This window comes from Pseudomonas sp. 10(2024) (assembly GCF_045164175.1).
Taxonomy (GTDB): Bacteria; Pseudomonadota; Gammaproteobacteria; order Pseudomonadales; family Pseudomonadaceae; genus Aquipseudomonas; species Aquipseudomonas alloputida.
In genome coordinates, this window is record NZ_CP174006.1 from 807,785 (window position 1) to 832,622 (window position 24,838).

Genomic DNA, 24,838 nt, shown 5'->3' on the forward strand with positions numbered 1-24,838 from the left:
CCCCAGGCAATTCAGGGCTGCCAATCAACCCCACTCTCTTCCAGATAGGCATCCACCGCGGCGCCCACCGTCGGATGAAAGGCCTTCTCCCCCATGTGTTCGAACAACTCGAACTGCCGCATCTTGTCCTTCACCGGGTCCTTCATTTCGGCGAACTGCAACTCCACCCCCCGCGCCTCCAATGCCCGGTCCAGCTCGGCCAGCATGTCCGCCGAAGTGATATCGATACTGGTCACAGGCTCAGCGGCAATTACCACCCGCTGCACAGGCGTTGGCGACGCGTCCACCGCCGCCATCACTGTGTTCTGGAACTGCTCGGCGTTGGCAAAGAACAACGGCGCGTCCCAGCGCAGCAGCACCAGCCCTGGAATACGCCGGGCCTGTGGATAACGCTGTATGTCATGGTAGCCGCGCAGCCCATCGGCCCGGCCGAGCACTGCGTAATGCGGCCGCCAGCCGTCCCACAGGAACTCGATCACCGACACCGCCACTGCAATGCAGATACCGGGAATGGCGCCGAACACCGCCACGCCGACAAAGCAGGTGAACGACAGCCAGAACTCCCACTGCTGCATGCGGAAGATACGCTTGAGGTCGGCAAATTCGAACAGCCCCAGTGCAGCGGCAATCACCACCGCAGCCAAAGCGCTGTTAGGCAGGTGCTGCATCAGATTGGGCGCTACCAGCAGCAACAGGGTTACCGCCAGGGCGCCGATGATGCCGGTGAGCTGGGTCTGCGAGCCGGCAGCTTCGGCCACTGGGGTGCGTGACGAGCTGCTGCTGATCGGGATGCCCTGGAACAGCCCCGAGGCCACGTTGGCCACGCCCAGGCCGAACATTTCCTGGTTGGGGTTTACCCGCATCTTGAGGCGCGCGGCATAGGAGCGTGACAGCACACTGGTGTCGGCGAACGACACCAGCGCCACTGCAATCCCGCCCAGTAGCACCTCGACCAGGTCAATGTCGCTGACCCAGGGGAAGACGAAGCCGGGCAGGCCCTGAGGCAATTGCCCGAGTACCTTGACGCCCATCTGATCGAGGTTGAACACGCTCACTGCCAGCGTCGCCAGTACCACGGCGATCAGGATGCCCGGCAGGCGCTTGAACGGTTTGAGCAGCAGAATCAGCGCCAGGCTACCGGCACCCACGACAAAGCTTGGCCAGTGCCCTTGGCCGGCGTATAGCGCCTGGCCCAAGTACCAAAGGTCGCGCAAGGGGCCTTCGCTGTCGACTTTGATGCCGAACAGCTTGGGCAACTGGCTGATCAATACGGTCAGGGCGATGCCGTTCATGTACCCATAGCGGATGGGCTTGGACAGCAACTCGGTGATAAAGCCCAGGCGCAGCAGCCCGGCAATCACACAGAACGCCCCGGCGACCAGGGCCATCATGCTGGCGATGGCGATCGCCCGCTGCGGGTCGCTGGCGGCGTATTGCACCACCACAGCCAGGATAGGCGCGGCCAGCGCCGAGTCCGGGCCCAGCACCAGGATACGGCTGGGACCGAACAGGGCATAGGCCAGCAGGGGGATGATGGTGGCGTACAGGCCATAGATGCCGGGGACGCCGGAAGCCTCGGCGTAGGCGATGCCCACAGGCACCAGCATGGTGGTGAGCACCAGGCCGGCGGCGATGTCCTTGGGTAGCCAGGCTGCCTTGTAGTGGAGCAGGGTGACCAGGCCGGGGAGCCAGCGTTGCCAGTCGAAACGAGTGGGTTGGGGCATGGTGTCGGCTCTGGGCGAGAAGGGCGCTGAACCTCAGCTTAGATGCTGGGATCGAGTGCCGCTTTGCGGCCCGTTGTCATCAATGAATCGATCAATGCCCTGCTGGCCCCCGACAGCTGGCGATGCGGCGGATAGATCACCGAGAAAGGCCGTCGGGCACCCTCGTAATCCTCCAGCAAGCGCACCAGCCGGCCCTGCTGCAGGCGTTCTGCGACTATGAACTCGTAGGTCTGGCAGATCCCGACACCTTGCTCGGCCAGTGAGATGCACCCCAGTACATCGTCCGCCACCATCGGATTTCCCTGCGGAACGAAGAGCAGCTCCTCCTCTCCTTGACGGAACTGCCAAACGCCTGGCCTGCCATTGCTGGGCATGATGAAAGGCAGGCAGTTGTGTCCGGCCAGTTCCGCCAGTGATTGCGGCCTGCCGGCACGCGCGAGGTAAGCTGGCGCGGCCACCAGGCATAGTCGAGCCTCCTCCAGCCGACGCGCCACCAGGCTACTGTCCGGCAGGTCGCCAAGGCGAATAGCCAGGTCATACCCTTCGGCCACTAGGTCGACATTACGATTGGTGATGTTCAATTCGACCTGCACTTTCGGATAGCGCAGGGCGAAGGCTGCCAGCATGGCCGGCAACCGGTGATGCCCATAAGTGGTCGGCGCGCTCAGGCGCACACGGCCCTGTACTTCGCCATGGCCGCTCAGGGCTTGCTCTGCGCTGGCGATCTGCTGGAACGCAGCGCGCGCCTGCTCGACGTATTCCAGGCCACTGTCGGTGAGGCTCAAGCGACGCGTGGTGCGGCGTAGTAACTGCACCCCCAGGTGCAACTCAAGCCGCGAAATGGCCCGACTAACCACCGACGGGGTGGTGGCCAAGGCCACTGCTGCCGCACTGAGCGAGCCACGTTCGACCACTTCCAGCAGAGCCTCGACATCCCCCAGGTGACCAAACCGTCGCGCCATTCTGTTCTCCAAAACAAAAATGCTTTCCCACAGGCCCAATTTATCGCTTGTCTGATCGCCAATAAAGTGTCGATCAGTGCACGGCATCCTGCCTGTGCCTGAATGGAGGGAATGCTATGCGCACTTACCAACGACTGGTCCTGGCTGCTGTCATAGGTAGCTCGAGTCTGGGCGCTCATGCGGCGAACGTCCTTGTGGTGCTGTCTGACGAGAGCCATCTGGAGCTACGCGACGGCAAGGCATTTGCAACCGGTTTCTACCTCAACGAACTGCTGGAACCAACCAAAACGCTGCTGGACGCAGGCCATCACGTAACCTTCGCTACTCCCCTCGGTCGCGCGCCGACGTTGGACCGCAGCTCGGCCGCGGCCCAGTACTTCGGCAACGATCCGAAGCAACTGGAGCAATATCAGGCGCTGCTGGACCAGCTGCAGCTTACTTCTGCGAAGCATTCGCCGGTGATCAGCCTGTCCCGCGTGGAGCAGATTGGTTATGGCAACTTCGATGCAGTCTATGTGCCTGGCGGCCACGCCCCGATGCAAGACCTGCTCGCCAACCCGGCGCTGGGGCGTCTGCTTCGCGCTTTCCACGCCGAGGGTAAAACCACCGCGCTGGTCTGCCACGGTCCCATTGCTCTGCTCTCGGCGCTGGAACGGCCGCAGAAGCTGATCCAGGCACTGGAGAGCGGGAACCGGACAGCAACGCCCGACGACTGGATTTATGCCGGCTATCGCATGACAGTCATCAGCAATCAGGAAGAAGAACAGGCCAAGGGCCTGCTCGGCGGGGGGCAGATGAAGTTCTATCCGCAGACCGCCCTGGAGCGCGCCGGCGGGCAGTATCAGAGCAACCCATCGCCGTGGGCGCCTAATGTTGTCATCGACCGCGAATTGATCACTGGGCAGAACCCGGCGTCAGCGGCCCAGGTGGGCCAAGCCATATTGCATCGTCTGCAGAAACACTAACGGTAGAGACACGCCATGACGCAACGTACTTTTCTTGTTACAGGAGCCAGCAAAGGCATCGGCCGGGCAATCTCCGAGCAACTGGTGGAGGAGGGCCATCAAGTCGTTGGTATCGCTCGCCAGGCTGGGGATGCCAGCTTCCCCGGCGAACTGATCGCCACCGACTTGAGCGACTCAGAGCGTTTGATTGCGACACTGGCCGACTTGACCAACCGCTATGCATTCGACGGTCTGGTAAACAATGTGGGCCTGGTCCGTCCCCAGCCACTGGGCGAAATTGACCTGGCAAGCTTCGACGAAGTAATGCGGGTCAACCTGCATCCCGCGCTGCAGGCGACCCAAGCGCTGCTGCCAGGGATGCGCGAGCGCTGCTGGGGCCGCGTGGTGAATATCTCCAGCCTGACCGTGCTCGGCATTCGCCAGCGCACTGCTTACGCCGCTGCAAAGGCAGCGCTGGTCAGCTTCACTCGCAGTTGGGCGCTGGAACTGGCACAAACCGGAATCACGGTTAATGCGGTCGCTCCAGGGCCGATCGAGACCGAACTGTTCCGCGGTGGTAACCCGGTGGGCAGTGCAGGCGAAGCCGCCTATATCGACGGCGTGCCGATGGGGCGGCTCGGGCAGCCACACGAGGTCGCTTCAGCAGTGACCTTCCTGCTCGGGGATCGCAGCGCTTTCATTACCGGGCAGACAATCTACGTGGATGGTGGCGCCTCTATCGGTCGCAGCGGTCTTTGATGACTGGGGGCAGGCGGCTACCCATGGGAATACGGTAGAACGAATGTTCCCACCCTGCATCCCAGAAAAACAAAACCCCTGAGGTGCAGACCTCAAGGGTTTGTAGTGACAGCAGTCTACCGCTTAGACGTTAAAGCGGAAGTGCATCACGTCGCCGTCTTTGACGATGTAGTCTTTGCCTTCCAGACGCCACTTACCGGCTTCCTTGGCACCGGCTTCACCCTTGAACTGGATGAAGTCGTCATAGGCCACCACTTCAGCGCGGATGAAGCCTTTTTCGAAGTCGGTGTGGATAACGCCGGCTGCCTGCGGGGCAGTGGCTCCGACGCGAACGGTCCAGGCGCGTACTTCCTGCACGCCGGCAGTGAAGTAGGTCTGCAGGTTCAGCAGCTCGTAACCGGCGCGGATCACGCGGTTCAGGCCAGGCTCTTCCAGGCCCAGGGCCTCGAGGAACATGTCCTTCTCTTCACCGTCTTCCAGCTCGGCGATTTCCGCTTCGATCTTGTTGCACACCGGCACCACTACCGCGCCTTCTTCCTCGGCAATGGCCTTGACCACGTCCAGGTGCGGGTTGTTGTCGAAGCCGTCTTCGGCCACGTTGGCAATGTACATCACCGGTTTGCTGGTCAGCAGGTGGAAGCCACGGATGACGGCCTTTTCGTCGTCAGCCATGTGCTTCATCAGGCTGCGCGCAGGCTTGCCTTCGGTGAAGTGCGGGATCAGCTTTTCCAGAATGGCCTTTTGCGCCAAGGCATCCTTGTCGCCGCCCTTGGCGTTGCGGGCTACCTTCTGCAGTTGCTTTTCGCAGCTGTCGAGGTCGGCGAAGATCAGTTCGAGGTCGATGATCTCGATGTCACGCTTGGGGTCGACGCTGTTGGAAACGTGGATCACGTTCTCGTCTTCGAAGCAGCGCACCACGTGGGCAATGGCGTCGGTCTCGCGGATGTTGGCGAGGAACTTGTTGCCCAGGCCTTCGCCTTTCGAGGCACCGGCAACCAGGCCGGCGATGTCGACGAATTCCATGGTGGTCGGCAGGATGCGGTTTGGCTTGACGATTTCAGCCAGCGCAGCCAGGCGAGCGTCGGGCATAGGCACGATGCCGCTGTTCGGCTCGATGGTGCAGAAAGGGAAATTCTCCGCCGCGATGCCAGACTTGGTCAGGGCGTTGAACAGGGTGGACTTGCCGACGTTGGGCAGGCCGACGATGCCGCAATTGAAACCCATGGGTATTCCCCTCTCTAAAGGAAATCAGGCCTTCTGGCTGTGCAGCTCGCGCATCGCCTTGGCGAAGTCGCCGGCAAGCACGTCCGGCAGCACGCCGAGGGCAAAATCGATGCTGGCGTCGAGCTTCTCCTGCTCGGCGCGCGGCGCGCGGCCCAGGACGAAGTTGGATACCAGTTTGGCGTCACCCGGGTGGCCGATGCCAAGCCGCAGGCGGTGAAAGTCGTTCTGGTTGCCGAGCTGCGCGATGATGTCGCGCAGGCCGTTGTGCCCACCATGGCCGCCGCCGCGTTTGAGCTTGGCAACGCCTGGGGGCAGATCGAGTTCGTCGTGTGCCACCAGTATCGCTTCCGGCTTGATGCGGAAGAAATTGGCCAAGGCCGCTACGGACTGGCCGCTGCGGTTCATGTAGGTGGTGGGGATCAACAAACGAACGTCGTTGCCCTGATGGCTGAATTTAGCCGTCAGGCCGAAATACTTTTTGTCAGCGGTCAGCGAAACACGCTGGGCGCTGGCAAGGCGTTCAACGAAAAGAGCCCCTGCGTTATGCCGGGTCTGTTCGTATTCGGGGCCGGGGTTACCCAGGCCAACGATCAACTGGATGGCGGTCACGTCAGGGGCTCTTCCTTGGAGTTGGTGGGTTACAGTGCGCGCGGCACTGTAACCCGATCAACGCCGGCGTGCGAGTGGATTACTCGGCAGCGCCTTCTGCTTCTGGAGCAACGCGTGGAGCGTGAACGTTGGCAACAGCTTTGTCATCACCGTGGGCCAGAGCGACGAACTCTACGCCTTTCGGAGCTTTCAGGTCCGACAGGTGGATGATGGTGCCGATTTCGGCGTTGCCCAGGTCAACTTCGATGAACTCAGGCAGGTCTTTGGCTTCGCAGGAAACTTCGATCTCGGACTCAACGTGGGAGATCTCGCCGCCTTTCTTGACCGGGGCTTCTTCGTTGATGAAGTGAACCGGAACCTTGGCGGTCAGCTTCTGGCCAGCAACGACGCGAACGAAGTCAGCGTGCATGATGAACTGCTTGGCTGGGTGGCGCTGCATGGCCTTGATGATGACGTTCTGCTTAACACCGTCAACGTTCAGTTCGATAACGTGGCTGAAGGCAGCTTCGTTTTCGAACAGCTTGGTGATTTCCTTGGCCAGGATGGTCAGGGATTGAGCTTCTTTACCACCACCGTAGACAACGGCCGGGATGCTCAGCGAGTGACGCAGGCGGCGGCTCGCACCTTTCCCCAGGTCAGTACGCGCTTGGGCGTTCAGAATAAAATCAGTCATTTTGTTTCTCCAAAATAGCCCCCCGAGGGCGTTTGCGACCAGCGCCAACGGGGATGGCAAAAAAGCCCCGCCCCAACACAGGTTGGGGCGGGGCGCTTCACATCAACACGTGTCCCGCTTAGCGGAACATCGCGCTGATCGATTCTTCGTTGCTGATGCGGCGTACCGCTTCAGCGACAACCGGTGCGATATCCAGCTGGCGGATACGATCACAGGCTTGAGCAGCGGCGGACAGCGGAACGGTGTTGGTCACCACCAGCTCGTCCAGTACCGACTTCTCGATGTTCTCGATTGCGCGGCCCGACAGAACAGGGTGCGTGCAATAGGCGTAAACCTTGGCAGCGCCGTGCTCTTTCAGGGCCTTGGCCGCGTGGCACAGGGTGCCGGCGGTGTCGACCATGTCGTCTACCAGGATGCAGGTGCGCCCTTCGACGTCGCCGATGATGTGCATAACCTCGGAGTGGTTAGCCTTTTCGCGGCGTTTGTCGATGATACCCAGATCGACGCCCAGGGACTTGGCGACAGCGCGTGCGCGCACGACACCACCGATGTCCGGGGAGACGATCATCAGGTTCTCGAAACGCTGGTCTTCGATATCGTCAACCAGTACGGGCGAGCCGTAGATGTTGTCGACGGGGATATCGAAGAAGCCTTGGATCTGGTCAGCGTGCAGGTCGACGGTGAGTACACGGTCGATACCTACGACAGTGAGCATGTCAGCAACGACTTTGGCGCTGATGGCTACACGTGCCGAACGCGGACGGCGGTCCTGGCGGGCATATCCGAAGTAGGGAATCACGGCGGTGATTCGGGATGCTGAGGAGCGGCGGAAGGCGTCGGCCATCACTACCAGTTCCATCAGGTTATCGTTGGTCGGGGCGCAGGTCGGCTGAATAATGAAAACGTCTTTACCGCGAACATTTTCATTGATCTCAGTACTGATCTCGCCGTCGGAGAATTTACCGACAGAGACGTCACCGAGAGGGATATGCAGCTGACGTACGACACGCCGAGCCAGATCGGGGTTAGCGTTCCCCGTAAAGACCATCATCTTGGACACGCGCAGTACCTGAAGGCTGAGGGTATACCTGGATGAGTATAAGGAAAATGGCAGGGGCGGCTGGATTCGAACCAACGCATGGCAGGATCAAAACCTGCTGCCTTACCGCTTGGCGACGCCCCTGTATCTGTTGCTGCGAACGCTCATGCGCTCGACTTCTTGACCAGACTTTGCAGCTTACGATGCAACATCGAAATATTGCTTCCTTTGGCCACAAACCCTGTTTGGGTCGCTGAAAGAAGGGCCAGAACTTTATCAGCATCGGCTTTGCTTGGGAAGGCCCCAAACACACAACTTCCAGTGCCGGTTAGTCGAGCCTCAGTGAATTTCCCCAGTGAATTCAACGCATTGCGAACTTCTGGGTAATTCTGCTCTACCACCGGTTGGCAGTCATTTCGACTGTTTCCCTCGGGAACGGGGCGCATCTTAAGGGGGAGAGAATCACGTGTCAACTGTGGATGTGAAAAAATTTCTACTGTGCTGACAGACACTTGCGGCACCAGCACGACATACCAGGGTTCGATCGGGTCGACCGGTGTCAGCTGTTCGCCTACACCTTGCGCGAACGCTGCGTGGCCGCGCACGAACACCGGCACATCGGCGCCCAGGCTAAGCCCCAGTGCGGCCAGGCGGTCTTCGTCCCAGTCCAGTTGCCACAGGTGGGCGAGGGCCAGCAGAGTGGTCGCGGCGTCCGAGCTGCCGCCGCCGATGCCACCGCCCATGGGTAGAACCTTGGTCAGCCAGATGTCGGCGCCAAGCGTGGTGCCCGATTGAGCTTGCAGCATGCGTGCGGCCCGTACGATCAGGTTGCTGTCGTGGGGGACTGCCTCGATCTCGGTGTGCAAGCGGATCACGCCATCGTCACGCAGGGCGAAGCTCAGTTCGTCGCCGTGGTCGAGAAACTGGAACACCGTTTCCAGTTCGTGGTAGCCGTCTGCGCGGCGGCCGATGATGTGCAGCCACAGGTTGAGCTTGGCCGGGGCGGGCAGGGTGAGCTTTTGCATGTGATCAGTGCCCCAGCTGGCGCGGCTGCCAGTCCTTGACCACCAGGGTCACGTCCAGGTCCTTGCCGTGCAGCTTCAGGCGCTCGGGCAACCAGTAGCCGTTCTGTTCGGTGTAGCTCAGGTACTGCACCTGCCAGCCGTCCTGGTCGAGGCTGGCCAGGCGGCTGTCGCCATCCAGGGTCAGCTTGCTCTTGCTGTCGGGGGCGGGCAGGCCGCGCACCCACCAGACCAGGTGCGAAACCGGCAGCTGCCAGCCCAGTTGTTCTTCCAGCAGGGCTTCCGGGCTGGTGGCTTCGTAGCGGCCCTGGTTGGCCACTTCCAGCACCACGCCACCCGGGCGGCCGGTAAGGCGCGCGGCGCCACGGCCCAGCGGGCCGGCCAGGCGAATGTCGTAATAGTCCTGGCGTTGCAGCCAGAACAGCGTACCGCTGCCGGAATCGCGCGGGGCGCGGATGCCGACCTTGCCGTTGATCTGCCAGCCATCGAGGCTGCTCAGCTGCGCTTTGTGGGCGCGCCACTGTTGCGGGTCGCCGTGGCCCTGCAGGGCCTCACGGCTACCGAAGCCGGCGCAGCCGGCCAGCAGGGCGATCAAGGTAAAGGTGATGCAATGGCGCAGGAACATGGCGTTAAAGAGTCTCGGATCCGGTCAGGCGCAAGAGGGTCTTGCGCAGGATAGGGCTGTCGGCCTGGGCTTCGAAGCCCTTGGCCCATACCTGGCGGGCTTCGCGGCGCTTGCCGTTGGCCCACAGCACTTCGCCCAGGTGGGCGGCCACTTCGTGGTCGGGGAAGTTGGCAAAGGCCTGGCGCAGGTAGGTTTCAGCTGCGTCGAGGTTGCCCAGGCGATAGTTGACCCAACCCAGGCTGTCGAGCACTGCCGGGTCATCGGGGGTCAGCTGGTGGGCTTTGTCGATCAGCGCCTTGGCTTCGGCATAGCGGGTGGTGCGGTCGGCCAGTGTGTAGCCAAGGGCGTTCAGGGCCATGGCGTTTTCTGGCTCGCGGGCGATGATGGCGCGCAGGTCTTTTTCCATCTGCGTCAAATCGTTGCGCTTCTCGGCCAGCATGGCGCGGGTGTAAAGCAGGTTGAGGTCGTCCGGGTAGCGCTGGATGGCTTGCTGCAGCACCTGGTTGGCCTGGGCGTCCTTGTTGTTGTTGCTGTAGCTTTCCGATTCGATCAGGAATAGCTGGATGGCGTAGTCTGGCTGGGCTTCGCGCGCGTCGGCGAGCAGGCGCGAGGCCTCGGTGCCGCGGCCGTTGGCGATCAGGATGTCGGCCTGGCGCAGCTGTGCCGGCAGGTAATCTGGGCCCGGGCCGACCATGGCGTATTCACGCAGAGCGCCAGCAGGGTCGTGGCGCTCCTCGTGGATGCGGCCCAGGTTCAGGTGCGCGGCGTCAACGTAGCTGTCGCGCTCGACCAGCTCCTGCAAGTAGCCTTCGGCTTCATCCCAGTCTTTGTTCTCCAGGCACACCAGCGCCAGCGAGTAGCGCAATTCGTCATCATCGGGGTATTGCTGGACCAGGCTGATGAACTCGCCTTTGGCATCGGCGATGCGGTCCTGTTCGACCAGGGTGCGAGCGTAGGTGAGGCGCAGGCGTTTGTCGTCCGGGTTGTCGCGAATCGCCCCGCGCAGCAGTGGCAGGGCCTCTGGACCTCGGTCCAGGGCCTGCAGCAGACGGGCGCGCAGCAGGATCGGGGCGACTTCGCCGTTTTGTGCCGGGTGCGACTCAAGCAGTTCCAGGGCTTCTTCGGTCTTGCCGTCCTGGTTCAGCAGCAGGGCCTTGCCGAATATCAGCTGGCCGTTGTCGGGGTATTTCAGCAGCAGGCGTTCGAAACTGTGTAGCAGGCCGTCGCGGGTGCTCTGGTCGGTTTCGGCTGCGGACAGGGCGAGGAAGTCGAAGTGGGTGTCGCCCTGGCCCTGCAGTACCTTTTCCATGTAGGTCATGGACTCGTCATAGCGACCGGCGCGGGCCAGCTGGATGGCGGCGGCGCGCTGGGCGTCGAGGTTCTGCGGGTCATTGCGCGCCCAGACCAGCGCATTCTCCAGTGACGGCTCGTCGGCGCCGAGGTACTCGGCAATGCGGTAGGCGCGCTCGGAAACCCCAGGGTCCTGGGTTTTTGCCGCCTGATCGGTGTAGTTGGCCAGGGCGATGTCGAAACGGTTGCGCTGGCCGGCCAGCTCTGCCACCAACAGGCTATAGAGTGTGTCCTGCTTGAACGAACCATACACCACGGGCTTTTCCGCCTCGCCCTTGCCAGCTTCGGCGACGGGAGGCTCGGCCTTTTGCGGGGCTAGGCTTTGGCAGCCCTGTAGCAGGGCGAAGGCAAGCAGCAATGCGTATGGTTTGTTCATAGAAAGGCTTATAGGAGGACTCACCGGCGGTCGGAGCATGATGACACAAGCGCGGAGGCAAACCCACCTGCGAAGGTCGTGGTTTACAGGCTGGGTGGTGCTGAGTAGGACAACGGGGTAGGGGAGAGGTTCGAGGGGGCTTCCGACGCAATGACCCAGCCCCTGCCTGTATATTTTACGTCCCTGGAAGCAGGAAATGGGAGAGCACAAGCGCCATGAGAAGCGTAATGTGCGGAGTTAGGGGCTGTTCCCGTTTCACATGGGTAGCCAAAGAAAGGCGCAGGCCATGGCCACTGCGCTTTCATAATTCCGCTTGAGCTTGTCGAAGCGCGATGCGGCCGCCCGCTAGTGCTTCAACCGGGCGAAGGCGTTTTCAACCAGGCGCAGCCTGAAAAACCTTGAGCCATTTACCCGCCGCGATCCTCGAATCTACCGTCAGGGTTAGTCGCACCGACAATTTTGTCGAGATCACCGGTCAGGATAGATCCGCTCGTATAGTGCCACGTCGCTGGGGCAGTCAATTTCTCCCCAGGGAGCGTGCGTCGCCACGCCGGCGACTGGAAAACCTTCGCTGACTAGTGTCCCTAAAAGCGATGTCATGTCAGTTTGGTCGCGTGCCTGAGGCGTGAGCCCTTGCAATTGCTTTTTCAACGCCTGCCAACCCGCTGGCGTGACTTTGAACAAGCCCATGTACTGGCCCTGAATGACTTCAAGACTGGTAGCGGTCTGTCCAATAGCGCTCACCCATCCATCGACTAAGCGGAAGTTCTCCAGATCTGGTAGCGGCTCGTTGAAGCGTTGCTGCCAGAGACGCACTGCAGCGGGATCGTAGCCCAGGACAATATCGGCTGGATGGTTAATTAGCTCGGATACTAGGGTGCTGTCGTAGAAGATGTCACCGTAGCTAACAAGGCAAGGCTCTGCGCTCAACCAATCGCTGGCGCAATTTAGAGAGCTGAAAATACCGGAGCTGTGCCAGCGGTGGTTGTGAAACAAAGTGTCGGCGAATGGTGTAAGCATTTCGCTTCGATAGCCTGCAACGATGCCAACCTCGCTGACATCGCATCGACGGAGCGTTTCAATTGCGCGCTGTAGCAGTGGCACACCGTTAAAGGGTACCAAGGCCTTGGGGCGTTCATCGGTCAGGGCTTGTAAGCGGCTCCCGCGACCAGCAGCAAGAATGATGGCTTTCATGAAAAAGCTCCAAAGGCATGTCGCACACGTTGAATATCCAATGGATCGGCAGTTAGTTCTCGCTCGGGGTGCCACATGATCCCGGTATGCCGACGGTGGTCGTCATACACAGCCTCGATCACGCCGTCGTCGGCCAGGGCTAGTACGCGGTAGCCGTCGGGCGCCTCGCGAAAGCCGTATTCATGATAGGAATTCACTCGCCGCCGTTGTTCTTGCATGTTGATCATGTGCTCACCTACATGGCCGGCCAAGCGTTCCAAAGTGCCGCCAGCTCGCGTCAACATTACCTGCATGCCGCGGCATACACCGAGCACCGGAAGCCGTAGATTTTCCGCAAGATCAAGCAAGACACTCTCAGTGACGTCGCGTGTGTCGGCTGTCCCACTGAGGGCCTGGCAACTCCCTCCACCAGTAAGCAGGAGGCCCTGAGGGCGCAATGATTGGACTAACGCCATGCTGACTCTCGGATCGTTTGGAAGGTACAGCGGGGTCAGCCCACATTGGCCTAAGAATTCAACCCAGCGCTGGTCGAGCGCGTCCCGCCATTCCTGGCGTTCGGCGTTGAACTGCCTGAGCATGGTCAGCCCAATCAAAATCATGCCAGCACCTGTATACGCCGCTCGGCGCAGTCGAGCAGCAGGCTTGTCGCCGCCAATAGGGTTTTGAATCGAGTATCGCCCACGCCGATAGCTGCGGGAATGGCGAACTCTCGCGCTCGGATCGACATATGCGAGTTCTCGCCTCCGTAGGCGGTGATGAAACCAGCAATGCGGTGGGTAAAAATCCAATCAAAACCCGGATCAGCGTTTTCGATTAAGACAATGCAACCCTCTATGTCCGGTGCCAATTGCCCTGGAAGCACATGGGCCACCCGCGCATGAGTGGCACTTCGAGTGATGAAGTTGGGATTGCACCAGTGCACTCGATGGCCGAATAGATCTTGCGGCTGACAGATGATGCTTGGCGTACGGACTAACTGCGTTTCATACCAGCGGCTACGGTTGTGGGCAATCGCTTGGTGCAAACGTTTGCGATCAATGTCGGCGTACCCGCGGGTAAAGTCGGTGATTTGCGCAAAGCTGAGTTGGTCGCGGTCAAGACCATGTACCTCCCCCCAATCGCATAGTGAGCGCAAAACATCCGAAACAAACGCTGCATAGAGGTATTTGAGCTTCTCGCGCGATGCAATAGCGGCCTGAGCAAATTGGAGGAACTGCTCGGCGGAAACGTTAAGACCGCACTGGTCGAAAGCTTGCTGCATGGCGTTGACCTGGGCCCGAGATACAGTTAGCCCGTTCGTAGATTTTGGGGGGCGTTGTAATGGGCGCTGCCAGTCAAAATAACTCTCCGGAGTCTCGTCGTAGCGCGCCACACGTATATCGTAGGTACCCGGCCGGACATGACCGTGGAGCTTTAGGAAATCGTCCTTATGCAAAGTCTGGAAATCGTTGGCCATCTCGCGACCGATACTATTGACCCCTCCGGTCACATGATCGATGAAACCGGCAGATGCTACCCCCGCTGTTTCCAGCGATTTAATTATTGCGGTACCTACGAACGCTGCACGGGCAGCGCCAGCGAATACTTCAGCGACCACGTTGGCCGCCGATAGAGCATTCCTCATACGTTGCAAGGACTCGCCCCGAGGTTGCCTCGCCATTAAACTCTGCACCTTGTCAGTAATACTCGGTAGACGTGTCAGGTCGGAGAAGAACGGGCCGCTGGGGGAAATAATGTGCTCGGTCAACTGGCGTAGCTCGTTCAAGTAGCATTCGTGCTGCTTGGTACTAAGAGTCCGGAGCGCCGGCAGCGCGGCAGCGGCATCGGGGCTAGTAAGCTCTGGCGTGAAGCAAGTAGGAATGATCGCGAACTCGATCTTGTCATGCAGATGAGGATGCATGGCCAAGTACTCGCCGCACTGTTCGACTACGCGCTCGGCAACATCTTGAGGTACCGAGGCAGGGATGAATGACTCGATGCTGTGGGCAATGCAGATGTAAGGAGAGCCACCCACCTGATACATCAGCGGTTTGCGCCGCAGATCCCGGTAGCCGTATCGGAATCTGGCAGAGGCCCAATTAAGGTCAGTGATCAGCTCCTTATATAGCGAGTAGGCTAGCGCCCGCGGCTTGGTACCGATCATTTCCGCCGGGTTCCAGTCCGGCATAAGGCCAAGGAAGGCGGTCGACGTAGGACGCAGATGGTGTTGCTTGCAGATCAGCTCTTCGAGCTGGGAAACCTCGTGCTCCAAAACTTTGCGTAGTTGGGCGTCGGCAAGTGCGCTGGCATTACGGGGCCCATCTGCGGTCATGGGACGCACTTGGAATAGCAGAGGGCCATCGACAGTGATCGCGAACTCTATGTCCAAGGCATCGCGCCCGGTTAGAACTTGTACCTCTTCGAGCAACGCAAACAGCCCTGGTAATTCCGCAGGCTCGCTTGCCGCCTCGCTGTCAAGGGAGACGAAAGCATGCACAGTCTCGTTGCCGTTAGTGACACCGTCAGTGCTGGCACCTGGTACATAGTCAACTACGTAATATGGCAAACCCGTCTCTGGATCACGGGTCATCGCCACTCCGCTGGCCAATACTCCTCTCGCCATCTGCTGCACCAGCACCTCATCGCGCTCGCGAGCTAGGCCGTAGGAGGCGATCACCGTGTTGATGGCTTCGCCGAGTGCCTGGCCGCCACACACATCTAGAACTGACGCGTACATTCCTGCACCGGAATGGCCGTCGCGGTCTTCGGCTAGGCAGCTGGATCGTACAATCAGCGGCTCATCGCCAAAGAACTCCTGACAGTGCGCGATCACTGCCTGCCAGTCCTCCCGCCACTGTGCCACGGTGAATCGATGAAGGGGCAACACTTGCCCGGTGCTCAGAAGTGGTGCCAGTTGCTGCAGGGTATCGGCCTTGCCGGAAAAAGCGAACACGGGAGAAGGATTTACTGAGTACATATGTCTTCCCTAATCAGTCGAATCAGTCCGTTGCAGGGGGCTGTCAGTTCATGTCAGGTTTAAGCCAATTCGGCGCCGGTATAAGTCGCGAGTTCAAGGCCGTAAAGTGAGGACAGCTCGCGCAGGAAGCGATTGCCCTTTTTCGCCGCAGAGTGGGGGCAGTCGTCCTCAACGATGACGTGGCCAATTGTGCCGATGTTGCCGCTATAAACGTTTACCGCCTGGCCAGGCGCAACGTGGGCGGTGCAAAACCGGATGGCGTACTTGTCCAGTAATGGCTGTAGGGTGTCGGGGTCGTAGTCGTGGGCGATATTACCGCCATTGCGGGAGGCGACAGTTACGACGCTACCTGCGCGCTGAAGCACTGAGTCGTCAATTAGAATGGGCTCGCCCAGGTGCAGACGGACTAGCAGTTCGAACGGGTCGATGCCGGTCAGCATCCGGTACATCTGCGGCGCTACGCTACCCATCATGCGTGCGTTGATCTCCACTAGACAGGGCCCTTTGGCATCGCGCAACAGTTCAACATGATAAAGGCCAACATCCAGCCCCAGAGCGCTGAACACTGCCTGCACATATGCTTTGATCTCGTCGCGCTGTGCTGCGTCAAGGCCTGACGGCATGGTCGCGGTCATTTCTAATATTTCGCTATAGTCGGCGCGGAAACGGATGGTGGTCGCAAAGCAGGAGACCTTGCTGTCCTGGACGATGACTTCCGCTGAATGCAATGTACCGTCGATGTATTGCTCGACCAGATAGTCGCGGCTTACCAAGTGGTCGATCATAGGATCAGCACCCTTGCGACTCTGGCGCAGCTCGGAGAGAAAGGCGTCAAAGTCGGTCTGGCTATGGCAAATGGCGGAAAACTGCTTGGCGAACCCTCGGGTCGGCTTGACAACGAATGGCAGCGGCAAACTCGGAACGACCCCATTGATCAGTTGCTCCTCGCTTAGTACTTCAAAATCAGGAGAGCGTAGTCCGTGTGCCCGCAGCGTTTCGCGCAGTCGACTCTTGTATACCGCCCCGCACAGAGCTTCGTACCTCGGGTAGAGGGTGCCGATGCGCTGGGCCTCCCGCGCCACCGGTACTATGGCTGCTTCAGAGGTAGAGATCAGGGCGTCAATAGGGCGCTCTGCGTGCAGGTTGGCCAACAACCGGCTGAATTCGCCGCCTTCCAGATTATCGATACGCAAATAAGCATCCACATATCGCAGGTAAGGCTCGAGACGGGAGGTGTCGTCCTTGATCGAGATCGTCAGGAACGAGGCGTCGCGCTGATGAATGAAGGTGACGTGGCAGCCAAGCCGTTTGGCTGCCTCAAAAGCCAGCAGGCCGCTTACGGTGCTGTCGACGAAAACCACGTGTTTCATTGGAACCTCGGATTACCAGGGATGAAAGTAAATAGTGCTGAGCCCGAACAGCATTGCGAAGCAAGCGACCGTCGAAGGTGCGCCATACTTGGGAATTCTCAAGCTGGTGACCTGGAGGATGCCGACCAGGGCCATTAGGCCGACGATCACACCGGCACCGTAATGCCCGGCCGATAACCCCATCAGCGCCAGCGCAAAGACAAATCCTGAATATGTGGTGGGTAGCCCCTGATATCCCCCGCCAGCCGATGTGTTGGGCATGCCAAACAGCGATAGCCGCAAAATGGCCGTGAAAACCAGAGTTACTGCGGCCAGCGTGGCCGAAAGAGAGTGGTCGAGGATTAGGATGACAAGGGCTGGCGTGATGCTGAAATTGAGCAAGTCGGCAAAACTGTCTAGATGCTTGCCGAAGGCCCGTTGCGCGCTGTTCGCAGCCAGGTAGCGCCGGGCTATGTGGCCGTCAAGGAAGTCGAGCATCGCGGCCAGGCAAATCACCGTCGCCGCCAGAACAAACCGTCTTTGCAACGCAAAATAAACAGTACCGAAGGCCAGGCCGATATTGAACATTGTTAATATGTTCGCCAAATCCAAAAGACGGACGAACGGAAACACACGCGCCAATGTGGGCATATTGTTCTCCTTGAAGAAATTATTTAGACAGGTTGTTTTCCCTTGATCGCAACTGCCGTTCGCAGGGCGTTGGATGCGACGAAATAGAAAGCAACGAAGATAATGCTCGTGCTGAACAGGCCAACATACTTAACCAGTATTGATCCGGCGAAGATGGTGATTATCATGCCTAAGTAGACCCCCGCATACTGGACAGATGCCATCAACGGCATGGCGCTGGTAGGTGTGCTTCTGACAAGATCGGCTTGCAATTTGAAAAATGCCAGTTCGAAAAAGAATATGTAGAGAAAATACGCGATGTAACTGGACTGAATATCATGGCCGAACGCTGCGAGCATCATGAACAGGCCGCTGACTACAGCCATCGGCATAGGTAGCGGTTGCACATTACACTTGCCCAAACGATAGAACAGTACTGCGCCCACCAAAGCTGCCACACTATTGACGGCCTGCAACAAACCGACATACGCCTCTCCCAAGCCCAGCACATGGGCCGGTAACAGCACCCTGGACACATTGAAGAAGCCCTGAAAAAGGCTGACGAAGACGATGAACTGATAGAGGCTGAGGCGTAGCGCGGGATACTCCTGCAAAAGCGAACCAAGGGCAGTCAATAGTCTTGGTGCGACCTGCACGGTGATCGGAGGCTTTGTTGGCGCAGGTAGTAGATAGGCCGCCAAAGCCGCGATGGAAAAAAGACTGACAGTAATGAGCAGGGCTAACCCAGGCGTCATGTTGGCTTTGAACAGTAGCAGACTGATGCCTGCCAGGCCGCCGGCAATGAATTGTGCGGTGAGTGTCAGAGGCACTGAGCTGGCGATTTGCGCACCCGGGAAATAACACTTGATGGCAACAATACGCCCTACCCGTTGCAGCGCATCCAGGGTGCCAATGACTACCGCGCCTAACACGGCGACTTCCACATGATGTGGCAGGATCTTGTAGGTGGCCGCCGCGCAGCCCAGCGACAGCAAGTTGGAACTCCACAGCAAGGTGCGTGGTGCTAGATAGTCAGCCAGTCGGTAGATTGGAACGACAAGAATTACCGGCAGAACCATTGGTGCAAACAGCACTACTTGGGAAAGTATTAGGCTAGCAGTATGAGCATAAATATAGTAGGAAAAATAAATATAGCTCAGCGTAGAGGCCGAAATAGCACACAAGTTAACGCCCCAAAGAAGCACTGAGTGCCTACGAGATGCTGCAAATTCTTCCATTGCTCGCGCCTATTATATAGCTTCCTGCCATGCACGAAGCATACCCTGCATTGGAAATCGTTTTTAAGATAAGCTTAACAAAAATGAAATATAAAAATGCTTCTTGTTGGTGTGTCATCAAGTAAGTGTGCATCATTCCAGTTCGTCATTACCGCTACTAAACCTCATCAATAAAGCTTCTAATCATCGGCAAAATTAATAGCTGGAAACCGACTGACTGATAGCTCGATGCTATCCAACTCGTATCGCTGTCTCAGTGAGGAATATCGATGTAGCGGTGTCAAGACTAGGTCCGGAAGGAGGGTAGGGCAACAGTTGGGCATGTATTTGGGAAATGGACTACAAGACCGTGGATAAATCTTTTGGAAATATGTCAAAAGTCTTCTCGACCCGGTCGGCGTAGTTGGCTAGGGCGATGTCGAGCCGATGGCTCTGGCTTTTGCTCTTACTGTCGCTTCTAAGCGCGCGGTTGATCAGGCGCTGCAGATTGCGACTTCAGGAGGCCGAGCGTAGGGCTTGCTCCCGGGAGGACCGCGCTGCAGGCCCCATCCTGGGGCACAGCGCTTGACGGGCATCCATGCCCGTCACCTCCCTGCGCAAGGCCTGCGTTCGGCCTCCTGAAGTCGCGAAGATCAAGATCAGGATCAAAAGCCAGATCAAAAGCCGGCAAGACCTGCAAACACCGCTAGGGCAGGCTACGAAAAGGCGGTAGCCGCAGGACTATCAGCACAATAGCGAACGGTGGTTGTCCAAAAACCTGCGAAAGAGGACAATTATCGGCTTCCCGTCACAACCAGCGACCTTGCATGGCCTTTCTTGCACTTGGTATCAACCATAAGACTGCCTCGGTAGACGTACGCGAGCGCGTGGCGTTTACCCCAGAGCAGCTGGTAGACGCCCTGCAGCAGCTCTGCCGACTGACGTCCAGCCGCGAGGCGGCGATCCTGTCGACCTGCAACCGCAGTGAGCTCTATATAGAGCAGGACCACCTGTCCGCCGACGCCGTGCTGCAGTGGCTGGCCGACTATCACCGCCTCAGCATCGACGAGCTGCGCGCCAGCGCCTACGTGCATGAAGAGCACGACGCCGTGAAGCACATGATGCGCGTGGCCTCGGGCCTGGACTCGCTGGTTCTCGGCGAGCCTCAGATCCTCGGCCAGATGAAGTCCGCTTACGCCGTGGCCCGCGAAGCCGGTACCGTCGGGCCGTTGCTCGGGCGCCTGTTCCAGGCCACCTTCAGCGCCGCCAAGCAGGTGCGTACCGATACGGCCATCGGTGAAAACCCGGTTTCGGTTGCGTTCGCCGCGGTCAGCCTGGCCAAGCAGATTTTCGCCGACCTGGGCCGCAGCCAGGCCCTGCTGATCGGTGCCGGCGAAACCATCACCCTGGTCGCCCGCCACCTGCACGAGCAGGGCGTACGCCGTATCGTGGTGGCCAACCGCACCCTGGAGCGCGCCAGCATCCTGGCCGAGCAGTTCGGTGCGCATGCCGTGCTGCTGGCAGACATCCCACAGGAACTGGCCAACAGTGACATCGTGATCAGTTCCACCGCCAGTCAGTTGCCGATTCTGGGCAAGGGCGCGGTCGAGAGCGCACTGAAACAGCGCCGACACAAGCCGATCTTCATGGTCGACATCGCTGTCCCTCGCGATATCGAAACCGAAGTCGGCGAGCTGGATGATGTCTACCTGTACACCGTCGACGACCTGCACGATGTAGTGGCGGAAAACCTCAAGAGCCGCCAGGGCGCGGCCCAGGCGGCCGAAGAGCTGGTATCCGTGGGCGCCGAAGACTTCATGCTGCGCCTGCGCGAACTGGCTGCGGTGGACGTGCTCAGGGCCTATCGCCAGCAAAGTGAGCGCCTTCGCGACGAAGAACTGCAAAAGGCCCTGCGCCTGCTGGCCAATGGCGGCAACCCCGAAGACGTGCTGGCCCAACTGGCCCGGGGCCTGACCAACAAACTCCTGCATGCGCCCAGCGTGCAGCTGAAAAAGCTCTCGGCCGAGGGCCGCCTCGATGCGCTGGCCATGGCCCAGGAACTCTTTGCCCTCAACGAGGGCTCCACGGACAAATCCCCGCAATGAAAGCGTCGCTGCTGAACAAACTGGAAATCCTCCAGGACCGTTTTGAAGAACTCACCGCCCTGCTCGGTGACGCCGAGGTTATTTCCGACCAGACGCGTTTTCGCGCCTACTCCCGCGAGTATGCCGAGGTAGAGCCGGTCTACGCTGCTTATAAAGAGTGGCGTAAAGTCCAGGACGACCTCGAAGGCGCCCAGGCGCTGCTCAAGGACAGTGACCCGGACCTGCGTGAAATGGCCGTGGAAGAGGTGCGTGAAGCCAAGGAGCAACTGTTGACCCTGGAGGCGCAGCTGCAACGCATGCTGCTGCCCAAAGACCCCAACGACGGTCGCAACGTGTTTCTCGAAATCCGCGCCGGTACGGGTGGCGACGAAGCAGCCATCTTCTCTGGTGACCTGTTCCGCATGTATTCGCGCTACGCCGAAAAGCGCGGCTGGCGCCTGGAGATCTTGTCCGAGAACGAAGGCGAGCACGGCGGCTACAAGGAAATCATTGCCCGCGTCGAGGGCGAGAATGTCTACGGCAAGCTCAAGTTCGAGTCCGGTGCACACCGGGTTCAGCGTGTGCCCGAGACCGAGTCCCAAGGCCGTGTTCACACTTCCGCGTGCACGGTGGCGGTGCTCCCCGAGCCGGACGAGCAGGCCGCCATCGAAATCAACCCGGCCGACTTGCGCGTGGATACCTACCGTGCCTCCGGTGCCGGCGGCCAGCACGTCAACAAGACCGATTCGGCGATCCGTATCACTCACTTGCCCACCGGTATCGTGGTCGAATGCCAGGAGGAGCGCTCGCAGCACAAGAACCGTGCTCGCGCCATGTCCTGGCTGTCGGCCAAGCTGAACGACATGCAGACCAGTGCCGCGCAGAACGCCATTGCCAGTGAGCGCAAGCTGCTGGTGGGTTCCGGTGACCGCTCCGAGCGCATCCGCACCTACAATTATCCACAGGGGCGGGTGACCGATCACCGCATCAACCTGACCTTGTATTCGCTGGACGACATCCTCAGCGGTGGCGTAGACGCGGTGATCGAACCGCTGCTGGCCGAATACCAGGCCGATCAACTGGCCGCCTTGGGGGACTGATGACTGTCATCGCCAGCCTGTTGCGCAACGCGCAGTTGCCTGAATCGCCCACTGAGCGCCTGGATGCCGAACTGCTGCTGGCTGCGGCCATCGGTAAATCGCGCAGCTACCTGCATACCTGGCCCGAGCGTATTGTCAGCAGCGAAGATGCAGAGACCTATGCCGGCTACCTGAAGCGCCGCCGTGGCGGCGAGCCAGTGGCCTATATCCTTGGGCTGCAGGGCTTCTGGAAGATCGACCTGGAGGTCGCGCCGCATACCCTGATCCCGCGGCCGGATACCGAGCTGCTGGTCGAGACGGCGCTTGAACTGCAACCCGCTTCGCCCGCCAAGGTTCTCGACCTGGGTACCGGTACGGGTGCCATCGCTCTGGCGCTGGCCAGCGAGCGCCCGGCCTGGCAGGTGACAGCGGTTGACCGGGTGGAGGAGGCTGCTGCCCTCGCCGAGCGCAACCGCCAGCGGTTGGGCCTGGCCAACGCTCGGGTACGGCTAAGCCACTGGTTCGACAGCCTGGCCGGGGAGCGTTTCGACCTCATTGTCAGCAACCCGCCCTACATCGCCGCTGAAGACCCGCACCTGGTGGCCGGCGACGTGCGCTTCGAACCCAGCAGTGCCCTGGTGGCCGGTGTCGATGGCCTGGACGACCTTCGCGTGATCGCCGCCCAGGCCCCCGCGCACTTGTTGCCAGGTGGTTGGCTACTGCTGGAACATGGCTACGATCAGGCGGCGGCGGTACGCGCTCTGCTGGCTGAACATGGCTTTATCGAGGTGGCCAGCCGCACGGACCTGGGCGGCCATGAACGCGTTACCCTGGGGCGACTGCCATGCTGAGTGATCAGGAACTGCTGCGTTACAGCCGCCAGGTGCTGCTGGCCCAGATCGACATCGATGGCCAGCTGCGGCTCAAGCAGAGCAAAGCGCTGATCATCGGGCTGGGTGGCCTGGGCTCGCCAGTCGCCCTGTACCTGGCCGCCGCTGGCGTGGGTGAGCTGCACCTGGCCGACTTCGACACCGTCGACCTGACCAACCTGCAACGCCAGGTCATCCACGACAGTGCCAGCGTTGGCATGAGCAAGGTCGACTCGGCCTTGCAGCGCTTGCAGGCAATCAACCCGGAAGTCAGCCTGGTTGCTCACCGCCAGGCACTGGACGAGGACTCGCTGGTGGCTGCGGTGGCGGCGGTCGACCTGGTGCTGGACTGCTCCGACAATTTCTCTACCCGCGAGGCGGTCAACGCTGCCTGTGTCGCCGCCGGCAAGCCGCTGGTCAGCGGAGCGGCAATCCGTCTGGAAGGTCAGCTGTCGGTGTTCGACCCGCGGCGTGACTACAGTCCGTGCTATCACTGCCTGTACGGGCATGGTAGCGAAGCTGAACTGACCTGCAGCGAAGCAGGCGTCATTGGCCCGCTGGTGGGGCTGGTGGGTAGCCTGCAGGCCCTGGAGGCGATGAAGTTGCTGGCTGGCTTCGGTGAGCCGTTGATCGGCCGCTTGCTGTTGATCGATGCCCTTGGCACCCGTATCCGCGAGCTTCGTGTCAAGCGCGACCCGGCTTGCACGGTCTGTGGTAAGCGCGATGGCTGAGCGCTCGGCGCCGATCGGCGTCATGGACTCGGGGGTTGGCGGATTGTCGGTGCTTGCCGAGATCCAGCGCCTGCTGCCCAACGAAACGTTGCTGTATGTGGGCGATTGCGGGCATATACCCTACGGTGAGAAGTCGCCGGACTATATCCGCGAGCGCTGCCGACGCATTGCCGGGTTCTTCCATGAACAAGGCGCAAAGGCCATGGTCCTGGCCTGCAACACTGCCACGGTGGCGGCAGTGGCCGACCTGCGTGAGTTGTATCCGACCTGGCCGTTGGTGGGCATGGAACCGGCCGTCAAGCCTGCAGCGGCAGCCACCCGCTCGGGCGTGGTCGGTGTGCTGGCCACCACCGGTACCCTGCAGAGTGCCAAGTTCGCAGCCTTGCTCGATCGCTTCGCGAATGACGTACAGGTTATTACCCAACCTTGCCCAGGGCTGGTCGAGCTGATCGAAGCCGGTGACCTGGTAAGCCCGGCGGTGCGCCAGCTGTTGCAAGGTTATGTGCAGCCGCTACTGACTGCAGGTTGCGATACGCTGATCCTCGGCTGCACCCATTACCCTTTCCTTCGCCCATTGCTGGCCGGCATGGTCCCGGATGACGTGGCCATCATCGACACCGGCGCGGCCGTGGCGCGTCAGTTGCAACGGCTGTTGGGTGCCAATGATCTGTTGGCCGAAGGCCCGGCCGGCGCTGCACGCTTCTGGACAAGCGCTGACCCAGAAGCCTTAAGAAAAATCCTACCTGTGCTGTGGCATAAGTCCGACGATGTGCAAAGCTTTGCGTTGTGAAAAAAACGTGAAAAAAGGCTGAACTATCGTTCCACTTCTGCTTTCTACCGCTTTGCCTGAGATGAGGCGGACAAACAACAGCATCAGAAAGAAGGATGTTTCTTATGAGGAAACTGCTCGGCTTGGCAGCGGCTGCTGCCTTTGTTTTGGGGCAAGCGATGTCGGCACAGGCTGCCGATGTTTCGTTTTCGGTAGGGCAGACTGGCGATTCGACAATGGTCTACCGGCTAGGGCTGCAATCGAATTGGGACGCGAGTTGGTGGCAGACCAGCGTTGGTCGGCTGACCGGCTATTGGGATGGGGCCTACACCTACTGGGATGGCGACGAGACCGCGAGCAATCACAGCCTGTCCTTCGCGCCCGTGTTCGTCTATGAATTTGCCGGGGAGTCGGTAAAGCCCTACATCGAAGCCGGCATCGGGGTGGCGGCGTTCTCCAGCACCGAGCTGGAAAGCAACGAGCTGGGTTCTGCGTTCCAGTTCGAGGACCGCATTGGCTTTGGTTTGCGCTTTGCCGGCGGGCATGAGATTGGGGTGCGGGCGATTCACTATTCCAACGCGGGCATCAAAGAGCCCAATGATGGTGTAGAAAGCTACAGCCTGCATTACAGAATGGCGCTCTGAGTTCGCCTG

Annotated in this window: 23 protein-coding genes, 1 tRNA gene and 1 pseudogene; 8 read left to right on the forward strand and 17 right to left on the reverse strand. The window is 60.0% G+C overall.

Annotated elements, in window-relative coordinates; all coding sequences use genetic code 11:
• Window positions 1-11: 11 nt before the first annotated feature.
• Window positions 12-1,724 (reverse strand): SulP family inorganic anion transporter, encoded by a 1,713-nt coding sequence (locus tag ACI7M0_RS03650; RefSeq protein ID WP_010951966.1) that lies wholly within the window; start codon window positions 1,722-1,724, stop codon window positions 12-14.
• Between the two features lie 38 nt (window positions 1,725-1,762).
• Window positions 1,763-2,686, reverse strand: coding sequence for a LysR family transcriptional regulator (locus ACI7M0_RS03655; RefSeq protein WP_129932895.1), 924 nt, complete (start codon window positions 2,684-2,686; stop codon window positions 1,763-1,765).
• A 116-nt stretch (window positions 2,687-2,802) separates the two neighbouring features.
• Here ACI7M0_RS03655 and ACI7M0_RS03660 point away from each other — a divergent pair, with 116 nt between their 5' ends.
• Both ACI7M0_RS03660 and ACI7M0_RS03665 read left to right on the forward strand, forming a co-directional pair.
• A complete protein-coding gene (locus ACI7M0_RS03660; RefSeq protein ID WP_129932896.1) occupies window positions 2,803-3,651 on the forward strand; it encodes a type 1 glutamine amidotransferase domain-containing protein in 849 nt (282 codons plus the stop codon).
• 15 nt (window positions 3,652-3,666) lie between these two features.
• On the forward strand, window positions 3,667-4,389 hold the full coding sequence (locus tag ACI7M0_RS03665) for an SDR family oxidoreductase (protein ID WP_129932897.1): 723 nt from the start codon (window positions 3,667-3,669) through the stop codon (window positions 4,387-4,389).
• Window positions 4,390-4,512: 123 nt separating this feature from the next.
• On the opposite strand, the gene ychF is transcribed toward ACI7M0_RS03665, so the two are convergent.
• The 15 genes and pseudogenes from ychF to ACI7M0_RS03740 all read right to left on the reverse strand — a co-directional run bounded on the left by ychF (window position 4,513) and on the right by ACI7M0_RS03740 (window position 18,674).
• A complete protein-coding gene (ychF, locus tag ACI7M0_RS03670; protein ID WP_003247414.1) occupies window positions 4,513-5,613 on the reverse strand; it encodes a redox-regulated ATPase YchF in 1,101 nt (366 codons plus the stop codon).
• A 24-nt stretch (window positions 5,614-5,637) separates the two neighbouring features.
• On the reverse strand, window positions 5,638-6,222 hold the full coding sequence (pth, locus tag ACI7M0_RS03675; protein WP_003247413.1) for an aminoacyl-tRNA hydrolase: 585 nt from the start codon (window positions 6,220-6,222) through the stop codon (window positions 5,638-5,640).
• A gap of 79 nt (window positions 6,223-6,301) precedes the next feature.
• Window positions 6,302-6,895 carry a 50S ribosomal protein L25/general stress protein Ctc gene (locus ACI7M0_RS03680; RefSeq protein WP_020190538.1) on the reverse strand — a complete coding sequence of 198 codons (594 nt, stop codon included), beginning with the start codon at window positions 6,893-6,895 and terminating at the stop codon, window positions 6,302-6,304.
• 118 nt (window positions 6,896-7,013) lie between these two features.
• Window positions 7,014-7,955 carry a ribose-phosphate pyrophosphokinase gene (locus tag ACI7M0_RS03685; protein WP_003247410.1) on the reverse strand — a complete coding sequence of 314 codons (942 nt, stop codon included), beginning with the start codon at window positions 7,953-7,955 and terminating at the stop codon, window positions 7,014-7,016.
• A gap of 48 nt (window positions 7,956-8,003) precedes the next feature.
• Window positions 8,004-8,078: transfer RNA gene (locus tag ACI7M0_RS03690), tRNA-Gln, on the reverse strand.
• Between the two features lie 20 nt (window positions 8,079-8,098).
• Complete coding sequence (gene ispE / locus ACI7M0_RS03695) at window positions 8,099-8,959, reverse strand: 4-(cytidine 5'-diphospho)-2-C-methyl-D-erythritol kinase (protein WP_129932898.1); 861 nt, start codon at window positions 8,957-8,959, stop codon at window positions 8,099-8,101.
• 4 nt (window positions 8,960-8,963) lie between these two features.
• Window positions 8,964-9,581 carry a lipoprotein insertase outer membrane protein LolB gene (lolB, locus tag ACI7M0_RS03700; RefSeq protein ID WP_010951969.1) on the reverse strand — a complete coding sequence of 206 codons (618 nt, stop codon included), beginning with the start codon at window positions 9,579-9,581 and terminating at the stop codon, window positions 8,964-8,966.
• A gap of 4 nt (window positions 9,582-9,585) precedes the next feature.
• Window positions 9,586-11,307 (reverse strand): tetratricopeptide repeat protein, encoded by a 1,722-nt coding sequence (locus tag ACI7M0_RS03705; RefSeq protein WP_129932899.1) that lies wholly within the window; start codon window positions 11,305-11,307, stop codon window positions 9,586-9,588.
• A gap of 255 nt (window positions 11,308-11,562) precedes the next feature.
• Window positions 11,563-11,691, reverse strand: a pseudogene (locus ACI7M0_RS03710) (IS5/IS1182 family transposase); the annotation flags it as partial.
• Window positions 11,692-11,775: 84 nt separating this feature from the next.
• Window positions 11,776-12,501, reverse strand: a complete 726-nt coding sequence (locus ACI7M0_RS03715) for a phosphocholine cytidylyltransferase family protein (protein ID WP_129932900.1) — start codon at window positions 12,499-12,501, stop codon at window positions 11,776-11,778.
• Window positions 12,498-13,100 carry a type 1 glutamine amidotransferase gene (locus tag ACI7M0_RS03720; protein ID WP_129932901.1) on the reverse strand — a complete coding sequence of 201 codons (603 nt, stop codon included), beginning with the start codon at window positions 13,098-13,100 and terminating at the stop codon, window positions 12,498-12,500. Before ACI7M0_RS03720 ends, ACI7M0_RS03715 begins: the two co-directional genes overlap by 4 nt.
• A complete protein-coding gene (locus ACI7M0_RS03725; RefSeq protein WP_129932902.1) occupies window positions 13,097-15,457 on the reverse strand; it encodes a PEP/pyruvate-binding domain-containing protein in 2,361 nt (786 codons plus the stop codon). Before ACI7M0_RS03725 ends, ACI7M0_RS03720 begins: the two co-directional genes overlap by 4 nt.
• 59 nt (window positions 15,458-15,516) lie before the next feature.
• Window positions 15,517-16,827: an ATP-grasp domain-containing protein gene (locus ACI7M0_RS03730; protein ID WP_129932903.1), complete on the reverse strand. Its 1,311-nt coding sequence runs from the start codon at window positions 16,825-16,827 to the stop codon at window positions 15,517-15,519.
• A gap of 12 nt (window positions 16,828-16,839) precedes the next feature.
• Window positions 16,840-17,457, reverse strand: coding sequence for a phosphatidylcholine/phosphatidylserine synthase (locus tag ACI7M0_RS03735; RefSeq protein ID WP_129932904.1), 618 nt, complete (start codon window positions 17,455-17,457; stop codon window positions 16,840-16,842).
• A gap of 23 nt (window positions 17,458-17,480) precedes the next feature.
• A complete protein-coding gene (locus tag ACI7M0_RS03740) occupies window positions 17,481-18,674 on the reverse strand; it encodes a hypothetical protein (protein ID WP_256658250.1) in 1,194 nt (397 codons plus the stop codon).
• Window positions 18,675-19,480: 806 nt separating this feature from the next.
• On the opposite strand from ACI7M0_RS03740, the gene hemA reads away from it, so the two are divergent.
• The 6 genes from hemA to ACI7M0_RS03770 all read left to right on the forward strand — a co-directional run bounded on the left by hemA (window position 19,481) and on the right by ACI7M0_RS03770 (window position 24,829).
• Window positions 19,481-20,758 carry a glutamyl-tRNA reductase gene (gene hemA / locus ACI7M0_RS03745; RefSeq protein ID WP_010951977.1) on the forward strand — a complete coding sequence of 426 codons (1,278 nt, stop codon included), beginning with the start codon at window positions 19,481-19,483 and terminating at the stop codon, window positions 20,756-20,758.
• Window positions 20,755-21,837: a peptide chain release factor 1 gene (gene prfA, locus ACI7M0_RS03750; RefSeq protein WP_003247392.1), complete on the forward strand. Its 1,083-nt coding sequence runs from the start codon at window positions 20,755-20,757 to the stop codon at window positions 21,835-21,837. The genes hemA and prfA overlap by 4 nt, the downstream gene beginning before the upstream one ends.
• Complete coding sequence (prmC, locus tag ACI7M0_RS03755; RefSeq protein ID WP_129932905.1) at window positions 21,837-22,667, forward strand: peptide chain release factor N(5)-glutamine methyltransferase; 831 nt, start codon at window positions 21,837-21,839, stop codon at window positions 22,665-22,667. The genes prfA and prmC overlap by 1 nt, the downstream gene beginning before the upstream one ends.
• Window positions 22,661-23,416: a molybdopterin-synthase adenylyltransferase MoeB gene (locus ACI7M0_RS03760; protein ID WP_129932906.1), complete on the forward strand. Its 756-nt coding sequence runs from the start codon at window positions 22,661-22,663 to the stop codon at window positions 23,414-23,416. The genes prmC and ACI7M0_RS03760 overlap by 7 nt, the downstream gene beginning before the upstream one ends.
• Window positions 23,409-24,206 (forward strand): glutamate racemase, encoded by a 798-nt coding sequence (gene murI / locus ACI7M0_RS03765; protein ID WP_129932907.1) that lies wholly within the window; start codon window positions 23,409-23,411, stop codon window positions 24,204-24,206. Before ACI7M0_RS03760 ends, murI begins: the two co-directional genes overlap by 8 nt.
• Before the next feature lie 104 nt (window positions 24,207-24,310).
• A complete protein-coding gene (locus ACI7M0_RS03770) occupies window positions 24,311-24,829 on the forward strand; it encodes an acyloxyacyl hydrolase (protein WP_003247385.1) in 519 nt (172 codons plus the stop codon).
• The last annotated feature ends 9 nt before the right edge of the window (window positions 24,830-24,838 follow it).